This is a genomic window from Delftia sp. BGA-UO-ETr-SB1 (assembly GCF_059567865.1).
Map to the genome: position 1 here is coordinate 442,388 of NZ_JCAQOW010000006.1, position 25,740 is coordinate 468,127.

The window sequence follows — 25,740 nt, forward strand, 5'->3', positions numbered from 1 at the left end:
CATAAACTTGCACCCGCAAAAAAGGCTCCCTGAAGGAGCCTTTTCTTGTTTGGGAGAACATGGGAGACCGGGGTCTCATTCTCCGTTGTTATTGTTGTTTCCCCAGCCGCCGCCACGGCCGCCATTGCGGGGGCCGGAGCCATAGGGGCTGCGGAAACCACCATCGCCACGGCCGCCGTAGCCGCCGCCACCACCGCCGTCACCACGGCCATAGCCACCACCGCCGCCGCCATCGCTGCGTCCGTAGCCTCCGCCATCACCGCGGCCACCGCCACCGTAGCCACCGCCGCCGCCATCACCACGGCCATAGCCGCCACCACCGCCGCCGCCACCAAAGCCGCCCGAGCGCGGGGGACGAGGCTCCATGGGGCGCGCTTCGTTCACCACGAGGCTGCGCCCGCCCAATGGCTGGCCATTCATGCCTTGAACGGCTGCCTGCGCCTCGGCATCGCTGCCCATTTCGACAAACCCGAATCCCTTGGAGCGGCCTGTGTCGCGTTCCATCATGACCCGGGCGCTGGTGACAGCGCCGAACTGGCTGAATGCCTGCTCCAAGTCGTTGTCACGCACACCATAGGGAAGGTTGCCGACGTAAAGCTTATTGCCCATCAAAAACTCCTCAACTCCTCAATGCTCACTGGTTTGCGCTCGGCTTCAGGACGCACAGACATCAGGTTCTTTGTATACAAGAGCCTGTCCAACCTTCCTAAACACATAGCGTTCGAACGGGTCTGCCCGAAACCAAATTATGAAGCACAAAAATCAAAAAGATAAATGCTCGAAAACACAAGCTGATAACGTTTGGCAACAAAAAAGGGGCCCGAAGGCCCCATTTTTTTGCTAACGCAAGCTCTAAGCGAGTGCTTAGTAGCTGTTGCGACGGCCGCCGCCACCGCCGTAGCCGCCGTCACGGTTGCCGCCGCCGAAGCCGCCGCCACCGCCGCCACCACCAAAGCCGCCGCCGAAGCCGCCGCTACGGGGAGCGCGGGGCTCCATCGGACGGGCTTCGTTGACCACCAGGTCACGGCCGCCGCGGTTTTGGCCGTGCAGGCCTTGGATAGCAGCTTGTGCTTCGGCATCGCTGCCCATTTCGACGAAGCCGAAACCCTTGGAACGGCCGGTGTCGCGCTCCATCATCACTTTGGCGCTGTTGACGGCGCCGAATTCGCTGAAGGCTTGCTCCAGATCGCTGTCACGGAAGGTGTACGGCAGGTTGCCGACGTAAAGCTTGTTGCCCATGGAGGACTCCTGAAAAAACTGGAAAACGCGATGGAGCCCTAGGGAGTCAACACGGGATGACAACGTTAGAGACGCAAACGCACTCGCCCTCATTGAGCCGAAGCCCGAACGAAAGCCTGCCCATTATGTGGCAGAAGTTTTCGCACGTTATTACTGTTTCGCAAAAATTCGTCGTGCCCGCCACAGAATGCCCCTGGGAGTAACCCTGAAATTGCGGCAGCGCATAAGCAAGTGCCGTGGCGGCAGTGGTGGTCGGCATGCGGATCGGGGTGCTGCTATGATCGCCGCCTCAGTCTTTGGGGAGTAGATCGTTCGGCTCAGTAGCCGGATGCATGCGTCAACAAACTTGGGCCTTCGCTGGCCTATGGCGTATGCGGCGCGCAGTGCAATGCTGCGTGTGACCGATCGAGACCATTGACCGCGCACCGATCCAAAGGCCGGAGTCGGAGCGTGGTCAATGCGTGCTCTATCCGGCCGGATAAATCCCCACACCATGGAAGCCTTCCTGATTTCAACCTCCGTCGTCGCACTTGCCGAGATGGGGGACAAGACCCAGCTGCTGTCGCTGGTGCTCGCCGCGCGTTTTCGCAAACCCTGGCCCATTGTTGCGGGCATTTTCGTGGCCACGCTGGTCAACCATGCGCTGGCCGGTGCCGTGGGCGCCTGGATCACAAGCTACCTGGGCGAGAACGCCATGCGCTGGATCCTGGGCCTGTCCTTCATCGCCATGGCGATCTGGATGCTGATCCCCGACAAGCTCGACGAGGACGAGGTTTCCGGGCATTCGCGCTGGGGCGTCTTCGGCACCACGCTGGTGGCCTTCTTTCTGGCCGAGATGGGCGACAAGACGCAGATTGCCACCGTGATGCTGGCGGCCAAGTACAACGCCTACCTGTGGGTGGTGGCCGGCACCACGCTGGGCATGATGCTGGCCAACGCGCCTGTGGTGTGGCTGGGCGACAAGCTGGTCAAGCGCGTGCCCATACGCCTGGTGCATGTGGTGTCGGCCGTGATCTTCCTCGTGCTGGGCGTGCTGGCCCTGTTCCTTCCGGGGACGGGCGTTTTGGCATAATGAGCCTTCATGCGCCGATTTGCTTCTGCTTGCGGGCGCTTTATAAATCCTGCTAAAGACGACACCAGAGAACCCGGCCTCGTTTTTAGCGATGCCGGGTTTTTTCATGTCCTTCATCGCCACACCACAAACCATGCACTTCGACGAGCCCCTGCCGCTGCAGGGCGGCGGCTCGATCCGGGACTACGACCTCGCCTACGAGACCTACGGGCAGCTCAATGCCGATCGCAGCAACGCGGTGCTGGTCTGCCATGCGCTCAATGCCTCCCACCATGTGGCAGGCGTCTACGAGGGCCAGGCCAAGAGCGAGGGCTGGTGGGACAACATGATCGGCCCGGGCAAGCCCGTGGATACGAACCGGTTCTTCGTGATCGGCGTGAACAACCTGGGCTCGTGCTTTGGCTCGACCGGCCCCATGCACGCGCATCCCGACACCGGCAAGATCTATGGCGCCGACTTCCCCGTGGTCACGGTGGAGGACTGGGTGGACGCCCAGGCCCGGCTGCTGGACCGGCTGGGCATTGGCCAGCTGGCCGCCGTGCTGGGCGGCAGCCTGGGCGGCATGCAGGCGCTGTCGTGGTCGCTGCGCCATCCTGACCGCATGCGCCACGCCGTGGTCGTGGCCAGCGCGCCCAACCTCAATGCCGAGAACATCGCCTTCAACGAGGTGGCGCGCCGCGCCATCGTCACCGACCCGGATTTCCACGGCGGGCATTTCTACGAACACGGCGTGGTGCCGGCGCGGGGCCTGCGCATCGCCCGCATGATCGGCCACATCACCTACCTCAGCGACGATGTGATGAACCAGAAGTTCGGCCGCCAGCTGAGGGAGGGGCTGGACCTGAAGTACAGCACGCAGGACGTGGAGTTCCAGATCGAGAGCTACCTGCGCTACCAGGGCGAGAAGTTCAGCAGCTACTTCGACGCCAACACCTACCTGCTGATCACGCGTGCGCTCGATTATTTCGACCCGGCGCGCGCGCACGGCGGCGACCTGACCCGGGCGCTGTCCGTGGCCAAGGCCGGCTTCCTGCTGGTGAGCTTCACCACCGACTGGCGCTTTGCCCCCGCGCGCAGCCGCGAGCTGGTCAAGTCGCTGCTGGAGAACAACCGCGACGTCAGCTACGCCGAGATCGACGCGCCCCACGGCCATGACGCCTTCCTGCTCGACGACCCCCGCTACATGAAGGTGATGCGCTCCTACTTTGACAACATCGCCCAGGAAACCACGACAGCCGCCAAGGAGGCCGCATGACCGAGCTGAACACCATGCAGGCGATTGCGCGCCTGATCCCCAAGGGCTCGCGCGTGCTCGACCTGGGCTGCGGCGATGGCGCCCTGCTGTCGCACCTGCAGCGCGAGCGCGGCTGCACCGGCTACGGCGTGGAACTGGACGACGCCAATGTGCTGGCCTGCGTGCGCCGGGGCGTGAACGTGCTGCAGCTGAACCTGGAGGACGGGCTGGCCATCTTCCAGGACAACAGCTTCGACGTGGTGCTGCAGATCGACACGCTGCAGCATCTGCGCAATGCCGAGACCATGCTGCAGGAGACGGCGCGCATAGGCCGCGCGGGCATCGTCGCCTTCCCCAACTTCGCGCACTGGCCCAACCGCCTGTCCGTGCTGCGCGGGCGCATGCCGGTGACGCGGCGCCTGCCCTACCAGTGGTATGACACGCCCAATATCCGCGTGGGCACCTACAAGGACTTCGAGGTGCTTGCCACCCGCAACCGGCTGCGCATCCTCGACTCCTTCGGCTTGCAGGATGGCCGCAGCGTGCGCACCCTGCCCAATCTCATGGCGGGCACGGCCGTCTTCCATTTCGAGCACGCCTGAGCGGCGGTCCGGTCCATGCCCGTGTCATGGGTGGCGCGCACAATCGACGGATTGCGAACCCGAAAGGCAGACATGAACCGCTTCCCACGCCGCCGCGCGCTGGCCCTGGCCGGCGCGGCCGCCGGCCTGCTGCTGGCAGGCTGCGCCACGCCGCAGGCCGCCAATTCCCCATCGCAGGCCGCGGACTGGCCTCCCCGGCCCGCGCTGATCGCGCACCGCGGCGCATCGGCGCTGCGGCCAGAGCACACGCTGGAGGCCTACCGGGAGGCCATACGCGCGGGCGCCGACTTCATCGAGCCCGACCTGGTCATCACGCGTGATGGCGTGCTGGTGGCGCGGCATGAGAACGCCATCGCCATCCTGGCGGCCGACGGCAGCCTCAAGGAGGCCACGACCAATGTGGCCGACCGTCCCGAGTTCGCGGCGCGCAAGACCACCAAAACCATCGACGGGCAGGCGATCACGGGCTGGTTCGTGGAGGATTTCACGCTGGCCGAGCTGAAGACGCTGCGTGCGCGTGAACGCATCCCGGCGATCCGCCCGGCGAATGTGCAGTTCAATGACCGTTTCGAGGTGCCCACGCTGCAGGAGGTCATCGACCTGGCCCGAGCCGAGAGCGTACGCACAAGCCACACCATCGGCATCTATCCCGAGACCAAGCACCCGAGCTACTTCCAGTCCATCGGCCTGCCGCTGGAGCCCGTGCTGCTGAAGCTGCTTGCGGACAACGGCTGGAACCATGCGCAGGCGCCAGTCTTCGTGCAGTCCTTCGAGGTGGAAAACCTGCGCTGGATACGCGCGCGCAGCAGCCTGCGCCTGGTGCAGTTGCTGGCGCCCAAGGGCAAGCCCTATGACAGCGTGGCGCGCGGCACGGGCCCCGGCTATGCCGACATGGTCACGCCCGCGGGCCTGGCCGAGATTGCGCGCTATGCCAACGGCATCGGGCCGAGCAAGAGCATGGTGATCCCCGTGGTGCAGGGCGCCAATGCGGCGCCCACGGCGCTGGTGGCCGATGCCCACCGTGCAGGGCTGCTGGTCCATCCCTGGACGCTGCGGCCCGAGAACGCCTTCCTTCCCCTGAGCCTGAAATCGCCGCCCGCACAGGACGGCACCCGGCGCGGCAATGCACGGGCCGACATGGACGATTTCCTGCGCACGGGCATCGATGGCATCTTCACCGACGATCCGTCGGTGGGGCGCGCGGCCATCGATGACCTGCTCAAACCGAAGCCTTGAGACGGCGCGCCGCCGCGCGCTTGCCTGCTGCCTGCGCCTGTTCCAGCCACTGCTGCACACGGGCGGCCTCGGCGCCGAGCACGGGGCCGAAGCTGTGTATGCGCACGGGCCGGATGCCGCTGAATTCCAGGATGGCGCGGCGCATCTGGTGGTGGCCCGGCATGTGCGCCACCCAGCGGTAGTACCAGGGCGGTGAATCCATGCTCACCAGCAGGTCGGCCGTGCGGCCGGCCAGCAGCCGGTCCCACAGCACCGAGCCCTTGCGGTACTTGAACGCGAAGCCCGGCAGAAAGATGCGGTCGATGAAGCCCTTGAGCAAGGCCGGCAGGCCGCCCCACCAGGTGGGATAGGCCCATGCCAGGTGGCTGGCCCACAGGATGTCGGCCTGGGCCCGCTGCAGGTCAGGCTCCAGGGGCTGGTCCTGGCGGTAGCCGGCATGCAGCAGCGGGTCGAAGTCCAGGTCGCCCAGGCGCAGCAGGCGTACCTCGGCGCCGCTGTCGCGTGCGCCCTGTGCGTAGGCGTCGGCCAGGCCTGCGCACAGGCTGCTGGCCGACGGGTGGCCGAGGATGATCAGGATGCGCTGGGGATGCGTATCGGCAGGAGGGCGGGAGGTGCTTGGAGACATGGCGCCCATATTCGCCTTGCCCCTTGGGGCAGGGTCAAGCACCCGGGCTCAGGCCGCGTGCTCAGGCCAATGCGGGTTCGCAGGCGCCCTGGGTACCTGCCGTCTCCAGGCTGCATTCGAGCAGTTCGCGCTCCAGCGCCGCCAACTGGGACTGCTGTGCCTGAAGGCGCCGGATTTCTGCCTGAACCTGGGTGCTGCGCTCGCGCAGCAGCCGGGCCAGGGCTTCCCAGCTTGTGGCCTCATGGATGCGGTGCAGGCCGTGCAGCTCGTCCAGCCGAAAGCCCAGCCCAAGCGCCTGGCGGATGCGCTGCACAAGCACCAGGTCCTGCTCGCCATAGACGCGGTAGCTGCCTGCCCGTGCCACGGCGCCGAGCAGGCCCCGTGATTCATACAGCCGGACGGCCTTGGGCGAGCAGCCGGCGCGTCGGGCGAGTTCTCCGATATACATGGCGCGATCGTAGTCGTTGGCGGCGGGGTGCCCGGGGTCCGTGCCGCCTTGGCGCACAATGACCGGATCGCGGCGCTGGCTTCGCTCGAACGGTGCGCCGACCCATGACACGAGGACCCGCCATGAACGCACGCACCCCTTCGCAGCTGCTGCAGCCCGCAGCCGCGCTTGACCAGATCAGCCGCTCCTGGGACGAGCGCATCGTCCCGGCGCTGACCGAGTACATCGCCATTCCCGCCAAATCGCCCATGTTCGCGCCCGACTGGGAGCAGCAGGGCCACCTGGAGACCGTGCTGCGCAATGCGGCCGACTGGGTGCTGGCGCAGAGGGTGGCGGGCCTGACGCTGGAGATCGTGCGCCAGCCCGGCCGCACGCCGGTGCTGTTCTTCGAGGTGGAAGGCACGCAGGACAAGGCGGCCTCCAGCCCCACGGTGCTGATGTACGGCCACCTGGACAAGCAGCCAGAGTTCGACGGCTGGCGCAGCGACCTGGGCCCGTGGACGCCCAAGTACGAGAACGGCAAGCTCTATGGCCGTGGCGGCGCCGACGACGGCTATGCGGTCTACGCCAGCATCGCGGCCGTGCAGGAGCTCAAGCGCCAGGGCGTGCCGCACCCGCGCATCCTGGGCCTGATCGAGACCTGCGAGGAAAGCGGCTCGCGCGACCTGCTGCCCTATGTCGATGCCCTGCGTCCGCGCCTGGGCGATGTGGGTCTGGTGATCTGCCTGGACAGCGGCGCCGGCAACTACGACCAGCTGTGGCTGACCACCAGCCTGCGCGGCATGGCCAGCGGCACGCTGAAGGTGGAAATCCTCACCGAGGGCGTGCATTCGGGGGATGCCTCGGGCGTCGTGCCGTCGTCCTTCCGCATCCTGCGCCAGGTGCTGGACCGGCTGGAGGACAGCAAGACCGGGCGCCTGCTGCCCGCCAGTTTCCACTGCGAGGTGCCGGCCGAGCGCATGGCGCAGATGCGCGACACGGCGGCCATCCTGGGCGAGGAAACCTATGCCCGCTTCCCCTGGGCGCACTACGACTGCGGCGGCTCCACGCTGTTCGCCCTGCCCACCACCACCGACCCGGTCCAGGCCCTGGTCAAGCGCACCTGGGAGCCCACGTTGAGCGTGACCGGCGCCGAGGGACTGCCCGCGCTGCAGGATGCCGGCAACGTGCTGCGCCCCTATACCGCCTTCAAGCTCAGCCTGCGCCTGCCGCCCCTGGTCGATGCCGCTGCCTGCGTGCAGGAAATGAAGGCGCTGCTGGAGGACAACGCGCCCTACCAGGCCCGTGTGACCTGGCAGGGCCTGTCGGGCGCCAGCGGCTGGAATGCGCCGGCCATGGACGGCTGGTTCGAAGACGCGCTCAACGCGGCAAGCCAGGCGCATTTCGGCGCCTCCTGCGGCTACATCGGCCAGGGCGGCACGATTCCGCTGATGAACATGCTCAGCCAGGGCTTTCCCAAGGCCCAGATGATGGTCTGCGGCGTGCTCGGTCCCAAGAGCAATGCCCACGGTCCCAATGAATTCCTGCATGTGCCCTATGCCAAGAAGCTCACGGCCGCCGTGGCCCAGGTGATCGCCGCCATGGCCGGGGCGCAGGCAGCCGCCGAGGCGGGCGCTGCTGGCGTGGCGTGATGGCAGCGCCTGCCCCCGCACCCGCACCCGCACCCGCACCTGCCTCGCAAGGCCATGTCACGCGCCTTGCGTCCAGCGACGGCGCCGAGCTGTCACTGCGCGACTGGCCCGTGGACGGGGGCCAGGCGCGCGCCACCGTGCTGCTGGTGCACGGCCTGGGCGAGCACATCGGCCGCTATGAGGCGCTGGCCCGGCGCCTCAATGCCTGGGGCTATGCGGTGCGCGGCTACGACCAATACGGCCATGGGCGCTCGGCAGGGCCGCGCGGCGGCTTGACGGCCGATGGCCGGCTGCTGGATGACCTTGCGGCCGTGGTCGATGCCACGCGTGCCCAGCAGCCCGCTGGCCAGCCGCTGGTGCTGCTGGGCCACAGCCTGGGCGGCCTGGTGGCTGCGCTGTTCGTGGCGCGTGCCATCCGGCCTGTCGATGCGCTGGTGCTGTCTTCGCCGGCCTTCGACGTGGGCCTGTCGCCCATCCAGAAACTGCTCGTGGGCACGCTGCCGCGCCTGGTGCCCGACCTGCGCGTGTCCAACGGCCTGCAGATTCCCTATCTCTCGCATGACGCGGCGGTCTGCGATGCCTACCGTGCCGATCCGCTGTGCCATGACCGCATCTGCGCGCGGCTGGCGCGGTTTCTGGCGCAGGGCGGCCCGCAGGTGCTGGCCCGCGCGGGGCAGTGGGGCGTGCCCAGCCTGCTGATGTGGGCGGGGGACGACAGGCTGGTGGCGCCGGCCGGCAGCCAGGCCTTTTCCGACCGCGCGCCGCCAGCCGTGGTACAGGCGCAGCGCTTTGACGGCGCCTACCACGAGCTGTTCAACGAGCGCAATGACTTCGCCGCGCCCGTGTTCGCGCGGCTGCGCGACTGGCTGGGCCGCTTCAGGCCAGCGTGAGCGCCGCCAGCGCGGCCAGGGGCGCGGTTTCCGCGCGCAGCACGCGTGGCCCCAGCGTGACGGGCACAAAGCCCTGGGCGCGGGCCAGGGCCTCCTCGGCAGGCGACAGGCCGCCCTCGGGGCCGGAGAGAAAGACCACGGGTGCATCCTCGGCCGTGGCATCCAGGATCTCACCCAGCGGCCGCGTGCCCTCGCCCAGCGACAGCAGCAGGCGCAGCGTGCCGGGCGGCAGCTGTTTCGCCCCGCCCTCCAGCCAGTCCTCCAGGTCTGCCGGGGTGTGCAGCGGGGGAACGCGGTTGCGCGTGCACTGCTCGCAGGCCGATACGGCCACGGCCTGCCAGTGGGCGAGTTTTTTCTCGGCGCGCTCGCCCTTGAGCTTGAGCACGCTGCGCTCGGCCACCAGCGGGGTGATGCTGGCGGCGCCCAGTTCGGCCGCCTTCTCCACCAGCCAGTCCATGCGTTCGTTGGCCGTGATGCCTGCCAGCAGGTGCACGGGACGCAGGGGCTCGCGTTCCACGGCGTGGTGCGCGCCTATGCGCACGGCCACGTCGCTGCGGCCCATGCGCAGCACGGTGGCCTCGAACTCGCCGCCGCTGAAGCCTTCGCCGGCGCGGCCTTCGAAGAGGGTGATACCGTCGCCGGGCTGCAGGCGCAGCACCTGCACATGGCGCGCCGCGCCGGGCGGCAGGTCGATGTCGGCGCCGCTGCGCAGCGCAATGGGGCAGTGAAAGCGTGGCATGGCGTATCCGTTCTCAGACGCGCCCGTAGGCCCAGCCGACCTGGGGCTGGATGTTTTCGATCTGGTCCACCAGGCGCAGCAGCGGCGTCAGCTCGCGGTAGCGGCTGCAGGTGGAGCGGATGTAGTGGATGAAGCGCGGCGCGTCGGCCAGGTAGCGGGGCTTGCCGTCGCGCAGCGTCAGCCGCGCGAAGATGCCGGCCACCTTGAGGTGGCGCTGCAGGCCCATCCACTCCACGCCCCGGTAGAACTCACCGAAATCGTCGCCCCAGCCGCTTTGGCTGCGCGCGCCGACCAATCCCGACTTGCGCGCCTTCTCCCAGTAACGCACGGTAATGTCGATGACAAAGTCCTCCTCCCAGCTGATGAAGGCATCGCGCAGCAGGCTGGCGATGTCATAGGTCACCGGGCCATAGACCGCATCCTGGAAGTCCAGCACGCCCAGCGGGCCGCTGGCGGTCACGGGCTGCATGAGATTGCGCGTCATGAAGTCGCGGTGCACGAAGACGCTGGGTGCCGCCAGGTTATGGGCCACGATCTGGTCGAAGGCCTTGGCCAGCGTGGCCTGCTGCCTGTCGTCGAGCACGGTTTCGCGGTGGCGCGCGATGTACCAGTCGGGGAACAGCTGCAGCTCGCGGCGCAGCAGCGCGTCGTCATACGCGGGCAGCACGTCGGGGCGCGAGGCGGTCTGCCAGGCCAGCAGCACCTCCAGCGCCGAGCGGTACCAGGCTTCCGCGTCCTGGGGCTTTTCCGGGTCCAGCGCCTCGATGACGGTGTGGCCGCCCAGGTCGGACAGCAGCATGAAGCCGTGCGCCGCATCCCAGTCCAGGATCTGCGGCACGGCCAGCCCGGCCGATGCCATCAGCGCCTGCACCTTGGCGAAGGGCGCGCAATCTTCCTTGTCCGGCGGGGCATCCATGACGATGAGGCTGGCGCCCGCGCTGGTGTCCAGGCGCAGATAGCGGCGAAAGCTGGCATCGGCCGAGGCAGGGCGCAGTGTTTCGGGGTGCAGCGCGTGGCGGGCGGACAGCGGGGCCAGCCAGGCGTCGAAGGCGGCGTGGCGGGCGGGGTCGGCCCAGACAACGCCGGCCGTGGGGGTGTTTGGATGGCTCATGGATAATCGCGATTCTACAAACCGCCACCCCGGCGAATGCCCGGCGGTGATGCTAGGCTTGCGCCTTTGTCCACCCGCCGCTGTTGACCACCGTGTACCTCCGACCGCCGCTCCCCGATCCGCTGGCTGCCCGCGCGCCCGCGCGCCCCGCTGTACGCCCGCTGGCCTGGCTTGTGGCTCTCGCATGGGCCGGTGGCTCCACGATGGCCCAGGCCCAGCCCGCTGCAGCCGACGAAGGCCGGCTGCAGCAAGTCCGCCCGCTGCGCCCCAGCACGCTGATGCAGGAAACCTATCCCGAGGCGGTGCGCTCCCAGCAGCCCGTCTATGTGCGCGGTGACGCGCTCAGCGGCCAGCCGGACATCAACTCGGTGGTCGAAGGCAATGCCGAACTGCGCCGCGGCGACACCATGATCCGCGCCGACCGGCTCGAATACCAGGTACCCGACGACCGCGTCAATGCCTCGGGCGCAGTGCACATCAACCAGGCCGGCAATGTCTACGAGGGCTCGCAGCTGGACCTGGAGGTCGATGCCTTCAAGGGCTTTTTCGACAACGCCGGATATCGCTTCCTGGCCAATGGCGCCTACGGAAAATCCTCGCGCGTGGACTTCATCGACCGCGACCATGCCGTGGTCCACGATGCCACCTACACCACCTGCCAGCGCGACGACGAGGCCAGCTGGGAGCCGGCCTGGATGCTGCGCGCCCGGACCCTGCACATCGATATGGCCGAGGAAGTGGGCGTGGCCGAGGGTGCGGCCCTGCAGTTCAAGGGCGTGACCGTGCTGCCCGTGCCGCGCATGAGCTTTCCGCTGTCGGACAAGCGCAAGTCGGGCCTGCTGCCTCCCACCATGGGCCTGGACAAGCTCAGCGGCATCGAATACACGCAGCCCTACTACTGGAACCTTGCGCCCAACCGCGACATGACCCTGTATCCCTCGGTCATGAGCAAGCGCGGCGTCAACCTGGGCGCCCAGTTCCGCTACCTGGAGCCGACCTATTCGGGCGAGGCCTATGCGGCCTACATGCCCGGCGACCGCCAGCGTGACCGGGACCGCTGGGCCTACTCGCTGCAGCACCGGGGCGTCATCGACTCGCCCATCGGCGGCCTGGGGTTGAACATGAACCTCAACCGCGTCAGCGACGACAACTACTGGCGCGACTTCCCGCTGGCCGCGAAATCGCTGCGCGAGCGCCTGCTGCCCAACGATGTGAACCTGTCCTGGGCGCGTGGCGACAATGTGCTGACCCTGCGCACCCTGTACTGGCAGACCATGCAGGATGCATCGGCGCCCATTGCCCCGCCCTACGGCATGAAGCCGCAGCTGCAATGGCGCTACACGCCGCTGGACCTGCCGCACGGCCTGGACTTCAGCTTTGTGGCCGACACCACGCGCTTCGAGATCGACAAGCCGCTGGCCGGCATGACCTACAACAACGGCCAGCGCAGCTACATGCTGGCCCAGGTGAGCCGCCCCTTCCTGTCGCCGGGCGCCTTCATCACGCCCAAGATCCAGTTGCACACCAGCAACTACCAGGTGGACAGCCTGATGAGCAACGGCAGCCGCAATGCCTCGCGCACGCTGCCCACGGTCAGCGTGGACAGCGGGCTGGTGTTCGAGCGCGACACCACGCTGTTCGGCCGCCAGCTGCTGCAGACCTTCGAGCCGCGCGCCTTCTACACCTACACGCCCTACCGCGACCAGAGCTTTCTGCCGCTGTATGACACGGCGCGCAACGACTTCAACTTCGCGAGCATCTACTCCGAGAACGACTACAACGGCCAGGACCGCATTGCCGACAACCACCTGCTGACCCTGGGTGCGACCACGCGCCTGATCGACGGGACCACGGGTGCGGAAAAGGCGCGCTTCGGCATTGCGCAGCGCGTGCGCTTCTCCGACCAGAAGGTCATCCTGCCCGGCGAGGTGCCGGCCACCAGCCGCCTGTCCGACGTGCTGCTGGGCGCGGCCATCAACTGGACCGATGCCTGGTCCACCGAAGGCACGACCCAGTACAACCGCGACCTCAACCGCTCGGTGCGTACCACCTTTGGTGCGCGCTACAGCCCCAGCTCCTACCGCACGGTGAACGTGGCCTACCGTACCCAGTACGACACCGTGGCGCGTACCGACGCCAGCAAGCTGGTCGATGTGGGCTGGCAATGGCCCATCAACGACCTGTGGGGCGACAAGGGGCGCGACCTGGGCGCTGGCCGTGGCCAGGGCGGCGGGCGCTGGTACACGGTGGGCCGGCTGAACTACAGCCTGAAGGACCGCAAGCTCGTCGATACCGTGGTCGGGCTGGAGTACGACGGCTGCTGCTGGATTGGCCGCGTGGTGCTGGAGCGCCTGCAAAGCTCCATCACCCAGTCCAACACCCGGCTGCTGTTCCAGATCGAGTTCGTCGGCTTCTCGCGGCTGAGCCTGGGTGCAGACCCGCAGCGCAGCCTCAAGCAGAATGTGCCGCGCTACCAGTACCTGCGCGAGTCCGTGACGCCTCCCAGCCGCTTCACCAACTACGATTAGAGCCAACGCTCCAAACACGCTTTTTGCAAGGCATCTCTCCCATGCGTTTTCTTTCCCAGACCCATTGCTGCGCAGCTGCCGCTGTGGCGCTGGCCTTGCTGGCCACCACAGCCCAGGCGCAAGGCCTGCGTGTTCCGGGCCAGTCCAGGGCGCCCCAGGCCGGCGATGCCTCCGTCTCGCGTGCGCTGGACGCCACCAACCTGCCCTCGTCGCGCGATCGCGGCGCCAAGGCAGGCGTGCGCTCGGCTGATTACATCGTCGCCGTGGTCAACTCCGAGCCGGTGACCAACAACGAAGTGCGTGCCCGCATGGCGCGCGTGGCACAGAACATCGCCGAGCAGGGCGGCCAGATGCCGCCCGAGGCGCTGCTGGCCCGCGAGGTGCTGGAGCGCCTGATCGTCGAAAAGGCCCAGCTGCAGGAAGCCAAGGACACGGGCCTGCGCGTGGATGACTACGCCGTGGACCAGGCGCTGACCAATGTGGCGCGGCAAAACGGCCTGGACAAGGCTGGCCTGCAGTCCCGCCTGCGGGCCGAAGGCGTGAACGAAAAGCAGTTTCGCGAAGAGCTGCGCCGCCAGATCACGCTGCAACGACTGCGCGAGCGCGATGTGGACGGCCGCGTGCGCGTTACCGATGCCGACATCGATCGCTACCTGGCTGAGCAGCGCAGCGGCGGTGCCGACAAGGCACCGGCCGCCGTGAACCTGGGCCACATCCTGATTTCCGTGCCCGAGAACGCCAGCCCCGCCGAAGTGGCCGAGCGCGAGGCCCGCGCCAAGCAGGCCGCCGAGGCCGCCCGCACGCAAGGCGACTTCCTGGCCGTGGTCAAGGAGTTCTCCGATGTGCCCGACGGCCAGGGCGGCGGCGCCATGGGCATGCGCCCGCTGGACCGCTATCCCGAGCTGTTCACCAAGGCCGTGGGCCAGACGGCGCAGGGCGGCATCGTCGGCCCCTTCCGTTCGGGCGCGGGCTTTCACGTGCTCAAGGTGCTGGAGAAGTCGCAGGCCGGCATGCCGTCCGTGGTCACGCAAAACCATGCGCGCCACATCCTGCTGCGCATTGGCGACCAGATGACCGAGGCCGATGCCGCCAAGCGCTTGGCCGACTACAAGCGCCGCGTGGACAGCGGCCAGGCCAGCTTCGAATCGCTGGCCCGCGAGTTCTCGCAGGACGGCAGCGCGCGCAACGGCGGCGACCTGGGCTGGGCTTCGCCCGGCCAGTTCGTGCCCGAGTTCGAGCAGGTGCTCAATGCGCTGCAGCCCGGCCAGGTCAGCGACCCGCTGGTCTCGCGCTTCGGTGTGCACCTGATCCAGCTCATCGAGCGCCGCCAGGCTGCGCTGACGCCGCGCGAGCAGCGCGACATGGTGCGCAACGTGGTGCGCGAGCGCAAGCTCGAAACCGACTACCAGACCTGGCTTCAGGAGCTGCGTGGCCGCGCCTACGTCGAGTACCGCGAGCCTCCGCAATAAGACACCCCCCGAGCAGCTGCGGCTGCGGCAGTCCACAATGGAAGGCGGTGCCATGGCGCACCGCCTTGCTTTTTCTATGAAACACATTCCTCGCAAACGCTTCGGCCAGAACTTCCTGACCGATGACGGCATCATCGACGGCATCGTGAGCGCCATCGACCCCCGGCCGGGCCAGTCCATGGTCGAGATCGGGCCGGGCCTGATGGCCCTGACCCAGCCCCTGGTCGAACGCCTGGGCCGGCTCACCGTGATCGAGCTGGACCGCGACCTGGCCGTGCGCCTGCGCCTGCACGAGCAGCTCGACGTGGTCGAGTCCGACGTGCTCAAGGTGGACTTCCGTGCCATTGCCGCGCGCCTGGGCGTGCCCAAGCTGCGCATTGCGGGCAACCTGCCCTACAACATCTCCAGCCCCATCCTCTTTCACCTGCTCGAGCAGGTGGACGTGGTCGAGGACCAGCATTTCATGCTGCAAAAGGAGGTCATCGACCGCATGGTGGCGTCGCCCTCCACGGCCGCCTATGGGCGGCTGACGGTCATGCTGCAGTGGCGCTATGCGATGGAGAGCGTGCTGTACGTGCCGCCCGAGAGCTTCAATCCGCCGCCCAAGGTGGACAGCGCCGTCGTGCGCATGGTCCCGCGCGAGGCGCCGGCGGCCCTGGACGCGAAGCTGCTGGAGGAGATGGTGCAGGTGGCCTTCAGCCAGCGGCGCAAGATCCTGCGCAACACGCTGGGGCGCTGGCTGGAAGCCAAGGGCTTTGACGGGGAATTCGACCTGCAGCGCCGCGCCGAGGAAGTGCCGGTGTCCGAATACGAGGCACTCGCCGCCCGGTTCACGCGCGCCTAGGCACAGGCGGCGCCCAGCGACTGCAGCGCCGACAGCACCCGATTGGGCGCTGTCGGCTCTGGGCAATCAATGTCCTGCGCTTACAGGAACGAGTAGAAGCAGCGGAACGGAATCTTGCGCTCGGCCCAGTACTCGGCCGCGTCGCGGAAGCTGTCCAGCAGCTGCTCGCGCACTTCCTTGTCGAACTTGGGCGTGGTCGGGATCTGGTCGAGCACGAGCACAAAGCCCGGCTGCGGGCCGGCCTTGTGGATGGGGTCGGTCAGGCAGTCGTAGAGCGCGTCGAAGTTCTTGCCGAAATGCGCGGGGAAGAAGAACTGCGTGGCCAGCAGTTCCAGGATATCGGCCTTGGTCTGCGCATGGGCCAGGTTGGCATACAGAAAATGGCACCCCAGCGTCTCGGCCGCCTGTTGCAGATCCTCCACCCTGTAGGCGCGGATGGACTGCACGATGTTGGCGCGCACGTTCCGCAAAGGGGTGTCGGGGATCTTACGAAGTGGTGCATCCATCTCCGTGGCTCTTTCTCTAACGTGGATGTGGCCTGCGGGGACGGGCTCATGGCCTTCGGCATCCCTGGGCTGTGGATGAAATGCAGACCCCTGCCAGCGCACTGCGTCGGACACGGAGGGTCGAACTGGCTGTAGAGACTGGGTCGAGGTCATTCGATGATCTTGCGAAAGCTGCTGTAGTGGTCGCTGGTGTAGTAGCAGGCATCGGGCTGCTGGGGCTCTCCGCCGCAGACGATGCGGCGGGCTCCACGGTCACGCGAACCGGGCGTGCGCACCGTGTACTCACGGTAATAGCCGCGCGACTGGCGCGGCAGGATGCGCTCGCGGTTGCCGAACACCGTGCCGTCCTTGTCGTGGGCAAAAGGCCCGCCGCGCAGGATCAGCGTATACGTGGAACGGCCTTCGCGCGGCAACTCGGACAGGGGGACGGTGGCCACGGCCGCCGTCGTCTCCACGCTCTCGGGCGCCGAGCGGCGCGCATCAGCGAGCGAGGGCGACAGCACAAAGGCGGCCCCGACGATGAGCGCTAGACCGGACTGGTACGCCTTGGCGGCGGCTGCCTTCAGCATCAACTACACCTTTCAGAAATCCAGGGAAGCCCTGAAATCTCGACCCGCTAGTGTGACGGAACACCCCTCAAAATGCAAGTTCTGCCCAAAAAACAGGCAGCTTGACCAAGGAAATGTCTGGGGATTGAACAGTGAGAAGGCAACTCTGCGCCTGAGTTGCCTTCTATTCAATGCAGATGCCGCCCGTTGTCAAAAAAAGCGCGCGCGGCCAAAAAACCAGGGGCGCCGAGCGAGAGCCGCCTCGCGGCGAGGGCGCCGTCTCCCTCCCCCGCGGAGCGGGTAGAGAGGGGGAAGCCGCGAAGCGGCTCAGGGGGTGCTTAACGGTTAGCGTTAGCGTCCGCCACCGTCAGCGCCGTCATGTTGACGATGCGGCGCACCGTCGTGCTCGGCGTGAGGATGTGCACGGGACGGGCGGCGCCCAGCAGCACGGGGCCGATGGCAATGCCGCCGCCGGCGGCCTGCTTGAGCAGGTTGTAGCTGATGTTGGCCGCGTCGATGTTGGGCATGACCAGCAGGTTGGCGTTGCCCAGCAGCGTGCTGTTGGGCATGAGCTGGGCGCGGGCCTTGCCGTCCAGGGCCACGTCGCCGTGCATCTCTCCGTCCACTTCCAGCCACGGGGCCTGCTCGCGCAGCAGCTCCAGGGTCTGGCGCATCTTGACGGCGCTGGGCTGGTTGCTGGAGCCGTAGTTGGAGTGCGACAGCAGGGCGGCCTTGGGCTTGACGCCGAAACGCATCATTTCCTCGGCGGCCATGATGGTGATCTCGGCCAGCTGCTCGGCCGTGGGGTCGTAGTTGACGTGGGTGTCCACCAGGAAGACCTGGCGGTCGGGCAGCAGCAGGCCGTTCATGCAGGCATAGGTCTGCACGCCGGCGCGGCGGCCGATCACCTGGTCCACATACTGCAGGTGGTGCGATGTCTGGCCCCAGGTGCCGGTGATCAGGCCATCGACTTCGCCCTTGTGCAGCAGCATGGAGCCGATCAGGGTCAGGCGGCGGCGCATCTCGATCCGGGCGATGGGCACGGTGATGCCCTTGCGCTCGGTCATGCGGTGGTAGGTCTGCCAGAAGTCGCGGTAGCGCTCGTCGTGCTCGACGTTGACCACGTCGTAGTCCGTGCCTTCCTTCAGGCGCAGGCCGAATTTCTCGATGCGCTGGGCAATGATGGCCGGGCGGCCGATCAGCGTGGGGCGCGCAATGCGCTCGTCCACGACGATCTGCGTGGCGCGCAGGATGCGCTCTTCCTCGCCCTCGGCGTAGGCCACGCGCTTCTTGGCGGCCTTCTTGGCCGCGGCGAACAGCGGCTTCATCATCGTGCCCGAGGCGTAGACGAAGGTCTGCAGGTGGGCGCGGTAGGCATCCATGTCCTGGATCGGACGCTGGGCCACGCCGCACTCGGCGGCGGCCTGTGCCACGGCCGATGCGATCTTCATCATCAGGCGCGGATCGAAGGGCTTGGGGATCAGGTACTCAGGGCCGAAAGTCAGTTGCTCGCCCACGTAGGCGGCCGCCACTTCCTCGCTTTGCTCGGCCTGGGCCAGCTCGGCGATGGCGTGGACGGTGGCGATTTCCATCTCGGTGGTGATGGTGGTCGCACCGCAGTCCAGGGCACCGCGGAAGATGTACGGGAAGCACAGGACGTTGTTGACCTGGTTGGGGTAGTCCGAGCGGCCCGTGGCGATGATGGCGTCGCTGCGCACGGCCTTCACGTCTTCGGGAATGATCTCGGGGTTGGGGTTGGCCAGCGCGAAGATCACCGGACGCGCGGCCATCTTGACCACCATGTCCTGCTTGAGCACGCCGCCAGCGGACAGGCCCAGGAAGACGTCGGCGCCTTCGATGACCTGGCCCAGCGTGCGCAGCTCGGTGGCGCGCGCGAACTGGGCCTTGTCCTCGTCCATCAGCTCGGTGCGGCCCTCGTAGACCACGCCGGCCAGGTCGGTGACGAACACGTTTTCGCGGCGCAGGCCGACCTTGAGCAGCAGGTTCAGGCAGGCCAGGGCGGCAGCGCCCGCGCCCGAGGCCACGAGACGGACCTCCTCGATCTTCTTGCCGGCCACCTTGAGCGCGTTGACCATGGCCGCTGCCACGGTGATGGCCGTGCCGTGCTGGTCATCGTGGAAGACGGGGATCTTCAGGCGGCGGCGCAGCTCGCGCTCCACGAAGAAGCACTCGGGTGCCTTGATGTCTTCCAGGTTGATGGCGCCGAAGGTGGGCTCCAGCGCGGCGATCACATCGACCAGCTTTTGCGGGTCCTTCTCGTTGATCTCGATGTCGAAGACGTCCACGCCCGCGAACTTCTTGAACAGGACGGCCTTGCCTTCCATCACCGGCTTGGAGGCCAGCGCGCCGATGTCGCCCAGGCCCAGCACGGCGGTGCCGTTGGAGATCACGGCCACCAGGTTGCCGCGCGCCGTGTACTTGAAGGCGGCGGCCGGGTCCTTGACGATCTCTTCGCAGGGCGCTGCCACGCCGGGCGAGTAGGCCAGGGCCAGGTCATGCTGGTTGGCCATGGGCTTGGTCGGCACGATGGTCAGCTTGCCGGGCTTGGGAAACTCGTGGTATTCGAGTGCGGCACGGCGCAGCTGGGCACGTTTATCGGAAGGGGTCGGGGCCGTGTTGTCGGACATCAAGCGTCTCCAGCGAAGGCATGGCCAACGCACGCGCGGATCAGCCCGCGTGCCGTCGGCCGAGGTAGGGGGGAACCGATTGTAGGCCGACAGGCAATAGCCGGGCCCTGCTGTGAAACTGTTGTGATGCCTGGTTGCCCAATGCCCCGCAGCGGCGGCGGTCTTTGCTTGCGCGCCGCCGCAAAGCCGGGCAATCACATGGCGTCCATCAGATGGCGTCCAGCGGAAACACCGGGCGGCTGACCCGGGCGAACGGAAAGCGCGAATAGTCCGAGGTGGTCACGCCCGGGCTGTCGCACTCGACCAGGCCGGCCGACAGCGGCACGAAGACGGGCCGGCAGTACATGCGCGACTTGAGCAGCACGAAGCGAAAGCGCGTCGGGTCCATGCCCACGCAGTGGAACACGCCCAGGTCCCAGGGCTCGTGCGTCTGCTCGGTGATCACGATCTGCGCTGCGCCCGTGTCCAGGCAGACCGTGCGGCCCATGTGGCAGCGCTGGCCCGTGTAGATGGGGCCGCTGACCGTGTAGGCGCCGTCGCTGACGGCACGCACCGTGCCGCGCAGCCGCAGCGGCTGCTTGTGCAGGCCGATGCCTTCGAGCGACACCTTGTTGCCCAGCGCGATCTCCACCTCGGCGCCTTCGCCCGCCGCCGTGAGCGAGGCAACCGCTTCGGGGTCGCACAGCGGGCCCACGGCAATACCTGACAGGCCCAGCTCCAGCGCGGTCTGCAGCACGTCCATGGTGTCGCAGGTGCCGCCGGACATGCAGTTGTCGCCATGGTCGAGCAGCAGCACGGGGCGGTCGGCGCCTTCGGCCAGGGCCTGGGCGCGGCGCAGCGAATCGGCCAGCGGCTCGCTGCGGTAGATGAAGTCGGCGCGCCGCTGCCAGATCCGGGCGGCCAGCGTGTCCACGCTCGCCTGGGTGGCTGCGCGCTCCTCGGTCCTGCAGGTGGCCACCACGCTCACGCAGGGCGCGGCGATGTCGGCCAGCGAGAAGCCGCCGAACACCGAGACCGCGGGCAGGCCCTCCGCTTCCAGGGCGCGCGCGGCGTTCACGGCGTCCAGCATGGGGCCGTCCAGCGTGGTGCTGCGCAGCGTGTGGCTCATCAGGGGCAGGCGGTGCCAGCACACGGCGTAGCGCGCGCGGCCGGCCAGCATGTCCAGCAGCAGGCGGCCCGCATGCTCGCCGGTCTCGTACATGTCGATGTGCGGATAGGTCTTGAAGCCGACCATCACATCGGCATTGCCCACCATTTTTTCGGTGATGTTGCCGTGCAGGTCCAGCGCCACGCCAACGGGCACGCCGGGCGCGGCGGCGCGCACGCGTTCGAGCAGGTCGCCTTCGCCGTCGGCGCTGTTCTCGGCCACCATGGCGCCGTGCAGGTCCAGCAAGATGGCATCGCAGCCCGGCGCGGCCGCCACGATGCGGCGCGTGAGTTCGTCGTAGGCGGCCGCATGCACGGGGCCGCTGGGGTTGGCTGTGGCGGACACAGGCGTGACCAGGGTGGCGCCCGCCGCCTCGGCCAGGTCGATGAAGGCGGCCATGGCCGTGCGCATGCCCTTGTTGGCCGAATAGGCGGCCTCGCCATAGGTGGGCGCAAACGCCTCGATGGGCGTGGGCACGGGCGAGAAGGTATTGGTCTCGTGGTTGAGCCGGGCGATCAGGATCTTCATGCCGGCACCCCGTCGTCCGCTGCCTGCACCACGCCCGCGGCCGCCAGCATGGCGCGCAGCAGCACGTTGCAGCCGGCCTCCAGGTGGGCAGGCTCGGCATCCTCGATCTCGTTGTGGCTGATGCCGTCGGCGCAGGGCACGAAGATCATGGCGGCAGGCGCCACGCGGGCCAGGTAGACGGCATCGTGGCCCGCGCCGCTGACCACGTCCATGGCGCTGTAGCCCAGGTCGGCGGCATTGGCGCGCACGGCCTCCACCAGGTGCGGCGTGAAGGGCTGGGGCGGGAAGTAGACGACCTGCTCCACGCCAATGGTCACGCCATGCGCGGCGGCAATGCGCTCGCAGGCCGCGCGCAGTGCGGCGTCCATGTCCAGCAACTGGCCGTCGTCCGGCGCGCGCAGGTCCACGCTGAGCTTGACGCCGCCCGGGATCACGTTGCGCGAGTTGGGAAACACCTCCAGCGATCCCACGGTGCCGCGCGCATGCGGCAGGCGGTCCAGGGCGATGCGGTTGACCTCGGCCACGATGCAGCTGGCGGCCAGCAGGGCGTCGTGGCGCAGCTCCATGGGCGTGGGGCCGGCATGGGCCTCCATGCCCTGCACGCTGACGTCGTACCAGCGCTGGCCCAGCGCGGCGCTGACCACGCCGATCACGCGTTCATGGTTTTCCAGCACCGGACCCTGCTCGATATGGGCTTCGAAATACGCGCCCACTGCAGGCGCCGGGCCGGCCGGCCCGGCATAGCCGATGGCGCGCAGCGCCTCGTCCACGCTCACGCCTTGGGCATCGCGCTGGGCCAGCGCATGCTCCAGCGTGAAGGCATTGACGAACACGCCCGAGCCCATCATCACGGGCACGAAGCGCGAGCCTTCCTCGTTGGTCCACACGGCCACCTCCACCGGGGCGCGCGTGCGCACGCCGCCATCGTTGAGCGTGCGCAGCACCTCCAGCCCGGCCAGCACGCCGTAGTTGCCGTCGAACTTGCCGCCCGTGGGCTGGGTGTCGATGTGGCTGCCCGTCATCACGGGCGGCAGCGCATCGTCCAGGCCCGCGCGCCGCGCGAAGATGTTGCCGATGGCATCGACGCGGATGCTGCAGCCGGCCTCGCGCGCCCACTGCACGAAGAGATCGCGCCCCTGGCGGTCCAGGTCCGTCAGCGCCAGGCGGCACACGCCGCCCTTGGGTGTGGCGCCTATGCGCGCCAGGTCCATCAGCGATTGCCACAGGCGGGCGCCGTCGGTGCGCAGCCCGGCCGCAACGGCGGTGGCTGCAAGAGGGGTACTGAGATCCATGAATGACTCCTGGGAATGCGAAAAGCGGTGGATCAGGCGATCCCTACACCGAGATACCGGTCCTTGATGGCGTCATCGGCCAGGAAAGCGGCATTGCCTGCCTCGTGCGCAATCGCACCCTGTTCGATGATGTAGTGGCGGTCGGCCAGCTGGGTGCAGACCTCCAGGTTCTGCTCCACCAGCAAGATCGCCACGCCAGCGGCCTTGATGGTCTTGAGCTGGGCCACGATCTCCTCCACGATCACGGGCGCCAGGCCCTCGACGGGCTCGTCCAGCATGAGCAGGCGCGGCGCGTTCATCAGGGCGCGGCCTATGGCCAGCATCTGCTGCTCGCCGCCCGACAGCTGGCCGCCGCCGTTGCCGCGCCGCTCCTTGAGGCGCGGGAAGATGCGGTAGATGTCGGCCAGTTGCCAGGGCGAGCGTTTGCGCTGGCCCAGCAGCAGGTTCTCCTCCACCGTGAGCAGCTTGAAGATGCCGCGGTGCTCTGGCACCAGGCAGATGCCGCGCTGGGCCACCTGGTGTGTGGCCAGCCGGTGCACGGGTTCACCGCCGAAGCGGATCTGCCCCTGCGAGGGCTGCATCACCCCCGCGATGGACTTGAGCGTGGTGGTCTTGCCCGCGCCGTTGCGGCCCAGCAGCGTGACCAGCTCGCCGTCCTGCACCTGCAGCGACACGCCCTGCAGCACATGGCTCTTGCCGTAGTGGGCGTGTATGCCCTCGACCGAAAGCAGGGGACCGCTCATGCCTTTCCTCCCGTGATCATGTTGCCCAGATAGGCGCTGCGCACGCGCTCGTCGGCGCGGATCTCGTGGGGCAGTCCTTCGGCCAGCACGCGGCCTTGCTGCATGACGGTGATGGTGTCGGAGATGTCCATGACGATGTTCATGTTGTGCTCGATGAGGACCACGGTGTGCTCGTCCCTGAGGCCCTGGATCAGGCGCTTCATCTCGTCCAGGTCGTCGATGCCCATGCCCGAGGTCGGCTCGTCCAGGAAGATGGCCTTGGGCCGTGCGGCCAGGGCCATGCCCACCTCCAGCCGCCGCTGCTGGCCGTGCGAGAGGTTGCCGGCCGGCGTGTCCGCGTGGCGCTCCAGGCCCAGGCGCGAGAGCACGCTGGCCACGGTATCGGCCATGGAGCGCGCGCCCACGGGCGCGTTCCAGCAGTCCAGGGCCCTGGCGGGGGCCACGCCCTGCGCGGCCAGGCGCAGGTTCTCGCGCACGGGCAGGGTCAGGAACAGGCTGGTGACCTGAAAGGACCGTGCCATGCCACGGCGCACGCGGCGGTGGTCGGGCTCGCGCGTCACGTCGTGGCCGTCGAAGACGATGCGCCCGCCGCTCACGCTCTTGGTGCCCGTGAGCATGTGGAACAGCGTGGTCTTGCCCGCGCCGTTGGGGCCGATCACCGAATGAACGGTATGGGCGCGCACCTTGAGGTCCACGCCGCCCAGGGCGACGAACTTGTCATAGCGTTTCTCGACGCCCACGGCCTCGAGCAGGATGGGAGATGCTGCGGCGCTCATGCCTGGCCTCCTTTGGTTTCTGCAGCGGCCGCCTCGGCATCCGCCGGCCCTTTGCGGCGCACCAGGGCCCACAGGCTCTCGCCCAGGCCCCACAGGCCGCGCTGCAGGCCCAGGCTCACGATCATCAGCACCACGCCCAGCAGCAGCAGCCAGCGTGGCCACAGGGTGGACAGCCAGTCGCCCAGCAGCACATAGAAGGCCGCGCCCAGCACCGAGGCCAGCAGGTTGCCCGTGCCGCCGATCACGGTCATCACCAGGATCATTTCGCTGGTGTGGTACTCGGCGTTGGACAGCGGGGCGATGCCCGTCATCATGGCGTGCAGCGCGCCGGCCAGGCCCGTGACCGCGCCCGAGATCACGAAGGCCTGCAACTTCAACAGCCTCAGGTCGTAGCCCACGGCGGCGGCGCGCTCCTCGTTGTCGCGCACGGCCAGCAGGGTGCGGCCGAACATGGAGTCGCAGACGCGGCGCAGCAGCCAGAACACCACCAGAAAGAGCACGGCCACAAAGCCGTAGTACTGCCAGGGCGTGGCCAGCGGCCACAGCGTCTGGCCGGCCACCGCGAGGGCGGGGCGGGGCACATCGAGCAGGCCGTTGTCGCCGCCGGTGATGTCCGTGGCCGAGTAGGCCAGAAAATAGAACATCTGCGCAAAGGCCAGGGTCAGCATCACGAAGTAGGTGCCACGCTGGCGTATGGCCACCCAGCCGACGATGGCCGCGCCCACGGCCCCCATGGCCGTGGCGGCCAGCAGGGCCAGCGGCATGGGCAGGGGCCAGCGCGTCAGCAGCAGGGCGATGGTGTAGCTGCCCAGGCCGAAGAAGATGCCCTGCCCGAAGGACAGCAGCCCCGTGTAGCCCAGCAGCAGATTGCAGCCCATGGCCGCGAGGCCGAAGATCAGCACCTCGCTGGCCAGCGAGCCCGACTGCATGCACAGCGGCATGGCGACCACGATGGCCAGCGCGAGAAGGAGATGGGAATGCCTGGTCATGGTCTTCATCCTTTGCGGCCCAGAAGGCCATGGGGTCGCAGCAGCAGCACCGCGGCCATGGCCACGTAGATCATCAGGCGCGCGCCCTCGGGCCACAGCGTGCTCATCACGCTTTGCACGATGCCGATCAGCAGGCCGCCGACCAGGGCGCCGCCGAAGCTGCCCAGCCCGCCCACGACCACGATCACGAAGGCCACGCCCAGCGCCTCCACGCCCATGAAGGGCTCGGCGCCGCGTATGGGCGCAGCCAGCACGCCGGCCAGCGCCGCCGTGGCCGCGCCCAGCGCGAACACCAGGCTGAAGATGCGCAGCACGTTCACGCCCAGCAGGGACACCATCTCGGTCGATTCGCTGCCCGCGCGCACCGCGCTGCCCAGCCGCGTGCCCTCCAGCAGCCACCACAGCAGCACGGCCAGCACGGCGGTGAAGCCGATCACGAACAGCCGGTACTTGGGATAGACGAAGCTGCCCCACATCACCACGCCCTGCAGCAGATCGGGCACGGCCACGCTGTCGCCCAGCGGGCCCCATTGCACGATCACCAGCTCCTGCACCACCAGGGCCAGGCCCACGGTGACGATGATGTGGAACTCATGCGCCTTGGCATACACATGGCGCAGCATGAGCTTTTCCACCAGCCAGCCCAGCGCGCCAACGGCCAGCGGCACCACGACCAGGGACAGCCAGAAGCTCATGCCCCAGCGCGTCATCTGGTAGCAGAAATAGGCGCCCAGCAGGTAGAAGGCACCGTGCGCGAAATTCACGAAACGCAGCAGGCCGAAAACGATGGACAGGCCCACGGCCAACAGGAAATACAGCATGCCTATGCCGATCCCGTTGATGGTCTGAAGCAGATAGATGCTCATACAGGGTCCGAAACGATGGACGAAGGAGG

The 25,740-nt window shown here is 67.8% G+C and carries 24 protein-coding genes; 9 read left to right on the top strand and 15 right to left on the bottom strand.

The annotated features are described in order from the left end of the window. Nucleotides 1-75 precede the first annotated feature (75 nt). A complete protein-coding gene (rbp, locus tag AC57B5_RS20860) occupies nt 76-609 on the bottom strand; it encodes an RNA-binding regulator (protein WP_071953977.1) in 534 nt (177 codons plus the stop codon). 255 nt (nt 610-864) lie between these two features. Further along, nucleotides 865-1,239, bottom strand: a complete 375-nt coding sequence (rbp, locus tag AC57B5_RS20865; RefSeq protein ID WP_012207843.1) for an RNA-binding regulator — start codon at nt 1,237-1,239, stop codon at nt 865-867. A 493-nt stretch (nt 1,240-1,732) separates the two neighbouring features. Between rbp (AC57B5_RS20865) and AC57B5_RS20870 the strand changes: the two genes are divergently transcribed. The 4 genes from AC57B5_RS20870 (at nt 1,733) to AC57B5_RS20885 (ending at nt 5,383) form a co-directional block, all read left to right on the top strand. Next, nucleotides 1,733-2,311 carry a TMEM165/GDT1 family protein gene (locus AC57B5_RS20870; protein ID WP_034397481.1) on the top strand — a complete coding sequence of 193 codons (579 nt, stop codon included), beginning with the start codon at nt 1,733-1,735 and terminating at the stop codon, nt 2,309-2,311. Between the two features lie 106 nt (nt 2,312-2,417). Further along, on the top strand, nt 2,418-3,566 hold the full coding sequence (gene metX, locus AC57B5_RS20875; RefSeq protein WP_012207841.1) for a homoserine O-succinyltransferase MetX: 1,149 nt from the start codon (nt 2,418-2,420) through the stop codon (nt 3,564-3,566). Beyond that, nucleotides 3,563-4,147: a methionine biosynthesis protein MetW gene (metW, locus tag AC57B5_RS20880; protein WP_012207840.1), complete on the top strand. Its 585-nt coding sequence runs from the start codon at nt 3,563-3,565 to the stop codon at nt 4,145-4,147. Before metX ends, metW begins: the two co-directional genes overlap by 4 nt. Before the next feature lie 72 nt (nt 4,148-4,219). Next, the gene (locus AC57B5_RS20885; RefSeq protein WP_496400254.1) at nt 4,220-5,383 is read left to right on the top strand and encodes a glycerophosphodiester phosphodiesterase; all 1,164 of its coding nucleotides are present in this window, start codon (nt 4,220-4,222) and stop codon (nt 5,381-5,383) included. Here AC57B5_RS20885 and AC57B5_RS20890 read toward each other — a convergent pair. Both AC57B5_RS20890 and AC57B5_RS20895 read right to left on the bottom strand, forming a co-directional pair. Then, the gene (locus tag AC57B5_RS20890; protein WP_496400255.1) at nt 5,367-6,017 is read right to left on the bottom strand and encodes an NAD(P)H-dependent oxidoreductase; all 651 of its coding nucleotides are present in this window, start codon (nt 6,015-6,017) and stop codon (nt 5,367-5,369) included. The genes AC57B5_RS20885 and AC57B5_RS20890 overlap by 17 nt on opposite strands. 52 nt (nt 6,018-6,069) lie before the next feature. Beyond that, nucleotides 6,070-6,567, bottom strand: a complete 498-nt coding sequence (locus tag AC57B5_RS20895) for a MerR family transcriptional regulator (RefSeq protein ID WP_235264161.1) — start codon at nt 6,565-6,567, stop codon at nt 6,070-6,072. 11 nt (nt 6,568-6,578) lie between these two features. Between AC57B5_RS20895 and AC57B5_RS20900 the strand changes: the two genes are divergently transcribed. After that, nucleotides 6,579-8,087, top strand: coding sequence for a M20 family metallopeptidase (locus tag AC57B5_RS20900; protein ID WP_180318423.1), 1,509 nt, complete (start codon nt 6,579-6,581; stop codon nt 8,085-8,087). Further along, the gene (locus AC57B5_RS20905) at nt 8,087-8,977 is read left to right on the top strand and encodes an alpha/beta hydrolase (protein WP_496400256.1); all 891 of its coding nucleotides are present in this window, start codon (nt 8,087-8,089) and stop codon (nt 8,975-8,977) included. The genes AC57B5_RS20900 and AC57B5_RS20905 overlap by 1 nt, the downstream gene beginning before the upstream one ends. Here AC57B5_RS20905 and AC57B5_RS20910 read toward each other — a convergent pair. Both AC57B5_RS20910 and AC57B5_RS20915 read right to left on the bottom strand, forming a co-directional pair. Next, nucleotides 8,964-9,716 carry a 16S rRNA (uracil(1498)-N(3))-methyltransferase gene (locus AC57B5_RS20910; protein ID WP_013804797.1) on the bottom strand — a complete coding sequence of 251 codons (753 nt, stop codon included), beginning with the start codon at nt 9,714-9,716 and terminating at the stop codon, nt 8,964-8,966. The genes AC57B5_RS20905 and AC57B5_RS20910 overlap by 14 nt on opposite strands. A 13-nt stretch (nt 9,717-9,729) precedes the next feature. Further along, the gene (locus AC57B5_RS20915; RefSeq protein ID WP_496400257.1) at nt 9,730-10,827 is read right to left on the bottom strand and encodes an aminoglycoside phosphotransferase family protein; all 1,098 of its coding nucleotides are present in this window, start codon (nt 10,825-10,827) and stop codon (nt 9,730-9,732) included. Nucleotides 10,828-10,919: 92 nt separating this feature from the next. On the opposite strand from AC57B5_RS20915, the gene AC57B5_RS20920 reads away from it, so the two are divergent. From AC57B5_RS20920 to rsmA, 3 genes are all read left to right on the top strand, one after another. Next, nucleotides 10,920-13,355, top strand: coding sequence for an LPS-assembly protein LptD (locus tag AC57B5_RS20920; RefSeq protein ID WP_496400258.1), 2,436 nt, complete (start codon nt 10,920-10,922; stop codon nt 13,353-13,355). A 41-nt stretch (nt 13,356-13,396) separates the two neighbouring features. Then, nucleotides 13,397-14,824: a peptidylprolyl isomerase gene (locus AC57B5_RS20925; protein ID WP_013804794.1), complete on the top strand. Its 1,428-nt coding sequence runs from the start codon at nt 13,397-13,399 to the stop codon at nt 14,822-14,824. 76 nt (nt 14,825-14,900) lie between these two features. Beyond that, nucleotides 14,901-15,668, top strand: a complete 768-nt coding sequence (rsmA, locus tag AC57B5_RS20930) for a 16S rRNA (adenine(1518)-N(6)/adenine(1519)-N(6))-dimethyltransferase RsmA (protein ID WP_034397468.1) — start codon at nt 14,901-14,903, stop codon at nt 15,666-15,668. 80 nt (nt 15,669-15,748) lie between these two features. On the opposite strand, the gene AC57B5_RS20935 is transcribed toward rsmA, so the two are convergent. The 9 genes from AC57B5_RS20935 to AC57B5_RS20975 form a co-directional block, all read right to left on the bottom strand. Continuing rightward, on the bottom strand, nt 15,749-16,174 hold the full coding sequence (locus tag AC57B5_RS20935; protein ID WP_013804792.1) for a barstar family protein: 426 nt from the start codon (nt 16,172-16,174) through the stop codon (nt 15,749-15,751). Between the two features lie 149 nt (nt 16,175-16,323). Further along, complete coding sequence (locus AC57B5_RS20940; RefSeq protein WP_192368507.1) at nt 16,324-16,743, bottom strand: guanyl-specific ribonuclease; 420 nt, start codon at nt 16,741-16,743, stop codon at nt 16,324-16,326. Between the two features lie 317 nt (nt 16,744-17,060). Next, nucleotides 17,061-19,370 (bottom strand): NADP-dependent malic enzyme, encoded by a 2,310-nt coding sequence (locus AC57B5_RS20945; RefSeq protein WP_012207827.1) that lies wholly within the window; start codon nt 19,368-19,370, stop codon nt 17,061-17,063. Between the two features lie 208 nt (nt 19,371-19,578). Further along, nucleotides 19,579-21,045 (bottom strand): M81 family metallopeptidase, encoded by a 1,467-nt coding sequence (locus tag AC57B5_RS20950; RefSeq protein ID WP_447917003.1) that lies wholly within the window; start codon nt 21,043-21,045, stop codon nt 19,579-19,581. Continuing rightward, a complete protein-coding gene (locus tag AC57B5_RS20955; RefSeq protein WP_447917002.1) occupies nt 21,042-22,337 on the bottom strand; it encodes a Zn-dependent hydrolase in 1,296 nt (431 codons plus the stop codon). Before AC57B5_RS20955 ends, AC57B5_RS20950 begins: the two co-directional genes overlap by 4 nt. Before the next feature lie 32 nt (nt 22,338-22,369). Continuing rightward, nucleotides 22,370-23,080: an ABC transporter ATP-binding protein gene (locus AC57B5_RS20960; protein WP_013804788.1), complete on the bottom strand. Its 711-nt coding sequence runs from the start codon at nt 23,078-23,080 to the stop codon at nt 22,370-22,372. Next, a complete protein-coding gene (locus tag AC57B5_RS20965; RefSeq protein ID WP_043820693.1) occupies nt 23,077-23,856 on the bottom strand; it encodes an ABC transporter ATP-binding protein in 780 nt (259 codons plus the stop codon). The genes AC57B5_RS20960 and AC57B5_RS20965 overlap by 4 nt, the downstream gene beginning before the upstream one ends. Beyond that, nucleotides 23,853-24,845 carry a branched-chain amino acid ABC transporter permease gene (locus AC57B5_RS20970; RefSeq protein WP_170962116.1) on the bottom strand — a complete coding sequence of 331 codons (993 nt, stop codon included), beginning with the start codon at nt 24,843-24,845 and terminating at the stop codon, nt 23,853-23,855. The genes AC57B5_RS20965 and AC57B5_RS20970 overlap by 4 nt, the downstream gene beginning before the upstream one ends. Nucleotides 24,846-24,850: 5 nt before the next feature. Continuing rightward, nucleotides 24,851-25,711, bottom strand: a complete 861-nt coding sequence (locus tag AC57B5_RS20975) for a branched-chain amino acid ABC transporter permease (RefSeq protein WP_012207821.1) — start codon at nt 25,709-25,711, stop codon at nt 24,851-24,853. Between the last annotated feature and the right edge of the window lie 29 nt (nt 25,712-25,740).

Bases quoted from the DNA above. Each gene is read 5' to 3' on its own strand.
- AC57B5_RS20925 (WP_013804794.1), top strand. From the start codon at position 13,397: ATGCGTTTTCTTTCCCAGACCCATTGCTGCGCAGCTGCCGCTGTGGCG.
- AC57B5_RS20955 (WP_447917002.1), bottom strand. From the start codon at position 22,337: ATGGATCTCAGTACCCCTCTTGCAGCCACCGCCGTTGCGGCCGGGCTG.
- AC57B5_RS20960 (WP_013804788.1), bottom strand. From the start codon at position 23,080: ATGAGCGGTCCCCTGCTTTCGGTCGAGGGCATACACGCCCACTACGGC.
- AC57B5_RS20970 (WP_170962116.1), bottom strand. From the start codon at position 24,845: ATGACCAGGCATTCCCATCTCCTTCTCGCGCTGGCCATCGTGGTCGCC.
- rsmA (WP_034397468.1), top strand. From the start codon at position 14,901: ATGAAACACATTCCTCGCAAACGCTTCGGCCAGAACTTCCTGACCGAT.
- AC57B5_RS20910 (WP_013804797.1), bottom strand. From the start codon at position 9,716: ATGCCACGCTTTCACTGCCCCATTGCGCTGCGCAGCGGCGCCGACATC.
- rbp (WP_012207843.1), bottom strand. From the start codon at position 1,239: ATGGGCAACAAGCTTTACGTCGGCAACCTGCCGTACACCTTCCGTGAC.
- AC57B5_RS20885 (WP_496400254.1), top strand. From the start codon at position 4,220: ATGAACCGCTTCCCACGCCGCCGCGCGCTGGCCCTGGCCGGCGCGGCC.
- AC57B5_RS20890 (WP_496400255.1), bottom strand. From the start codon at position 6,017: ATGGGCGCCATGTCTCCAAGCACCTCCCGCCCTCCTGCCGATACGCAT.
- AC57B5_RS20935 (WP_013804792.1), bottom strand. From the start codon at position 16,174: ATGGATGCACCACTTCGTAAGATCCCCGACACCCCTTTGCGGAACGTG.
- AC57B5_RS20965 (WP_043820693.1), bottom strand. From the start codon at position 23,856: ATGAGCGCCGCAGCATCTCCCATCCTGCTCGAGGCCGTGGGCGTCGAG.
- rbp (WP_071953977.1), bottom strand. From the start codon at position 609: ATGGGCAATAAGCTTTACGTCGGCAACCTTCCCTATGGTGTGCGTGAC.
- AC57B5_RS20905 (WP_496400256.1), top strand. From the start codon at position 8,087: ATGGCAGCGCCTGCCCCCGCACCCGCACCCGCACCCGCACCTGCCTCG.
- metX (WP_012207841.1), top strand. From the start codon at position 2,418: ATGTCCTTCATCGCCACACCACAAACCATGCACTTCGACGAGCCCCTG.
- AC57B5_RS20945 (WP_012207827.1), bottom strand. From the start codon at position 19,370: ATGTCCGACAACACGGCCCCGACCCCTTCCGATAAACGTGCCCAGCTG.
- metW (WP_012207840.1), top strand. From the start codon at position 3,563: ATGACCGAGCTGAACACCATGCAGGCGATTGCGCGCCTGATCCCCAAG.
- AC57B5_RS20915 (WP_496400257.1), bottom strand. From the start codon at position 10,827: ATGAGCCATCCAAACACCCCCACGGCCGGCGTTGTCTGGGCCGACCCC.
- AC57B5_RS20900 (WP_180318423.1), top strand. From the start codon at position 6,579: ATGAACGCACGCACCCCTTCGCAGCTGCTGCAGCCCGCAGCCGCGCTT.
- AC57B5_RS20975 (WP_012207821.1), bottom strand. From the start codon at position 25,711: ATGAGCATCTATCTGCTTCAGACCATCAACGGGATCGGCATAGGCATG.
- AC57B5_RS20950 (WP_447917003.1), bottom strand. From the start codon at position 21,045: ATGAAGATCCTGATCGCCCGGCTCAACCACGAGACCAATACCTTCTCG.
- AC57B5_RS20940 (WP_192368507.1), bottom strand. From the start codon at position 16,743: ATGCTGAAGGCAGCCGCCGCCAAGGCGTACCAGTCCGGTCTAGCGCTC.
- AC57B5_RS20870 (WP_034397481.1), top strand. From the start codon at position 1,733: ATGGAAGCCTTCCTGATTTCAACCTCCGTCGTCGCACTTGCCGAGATG.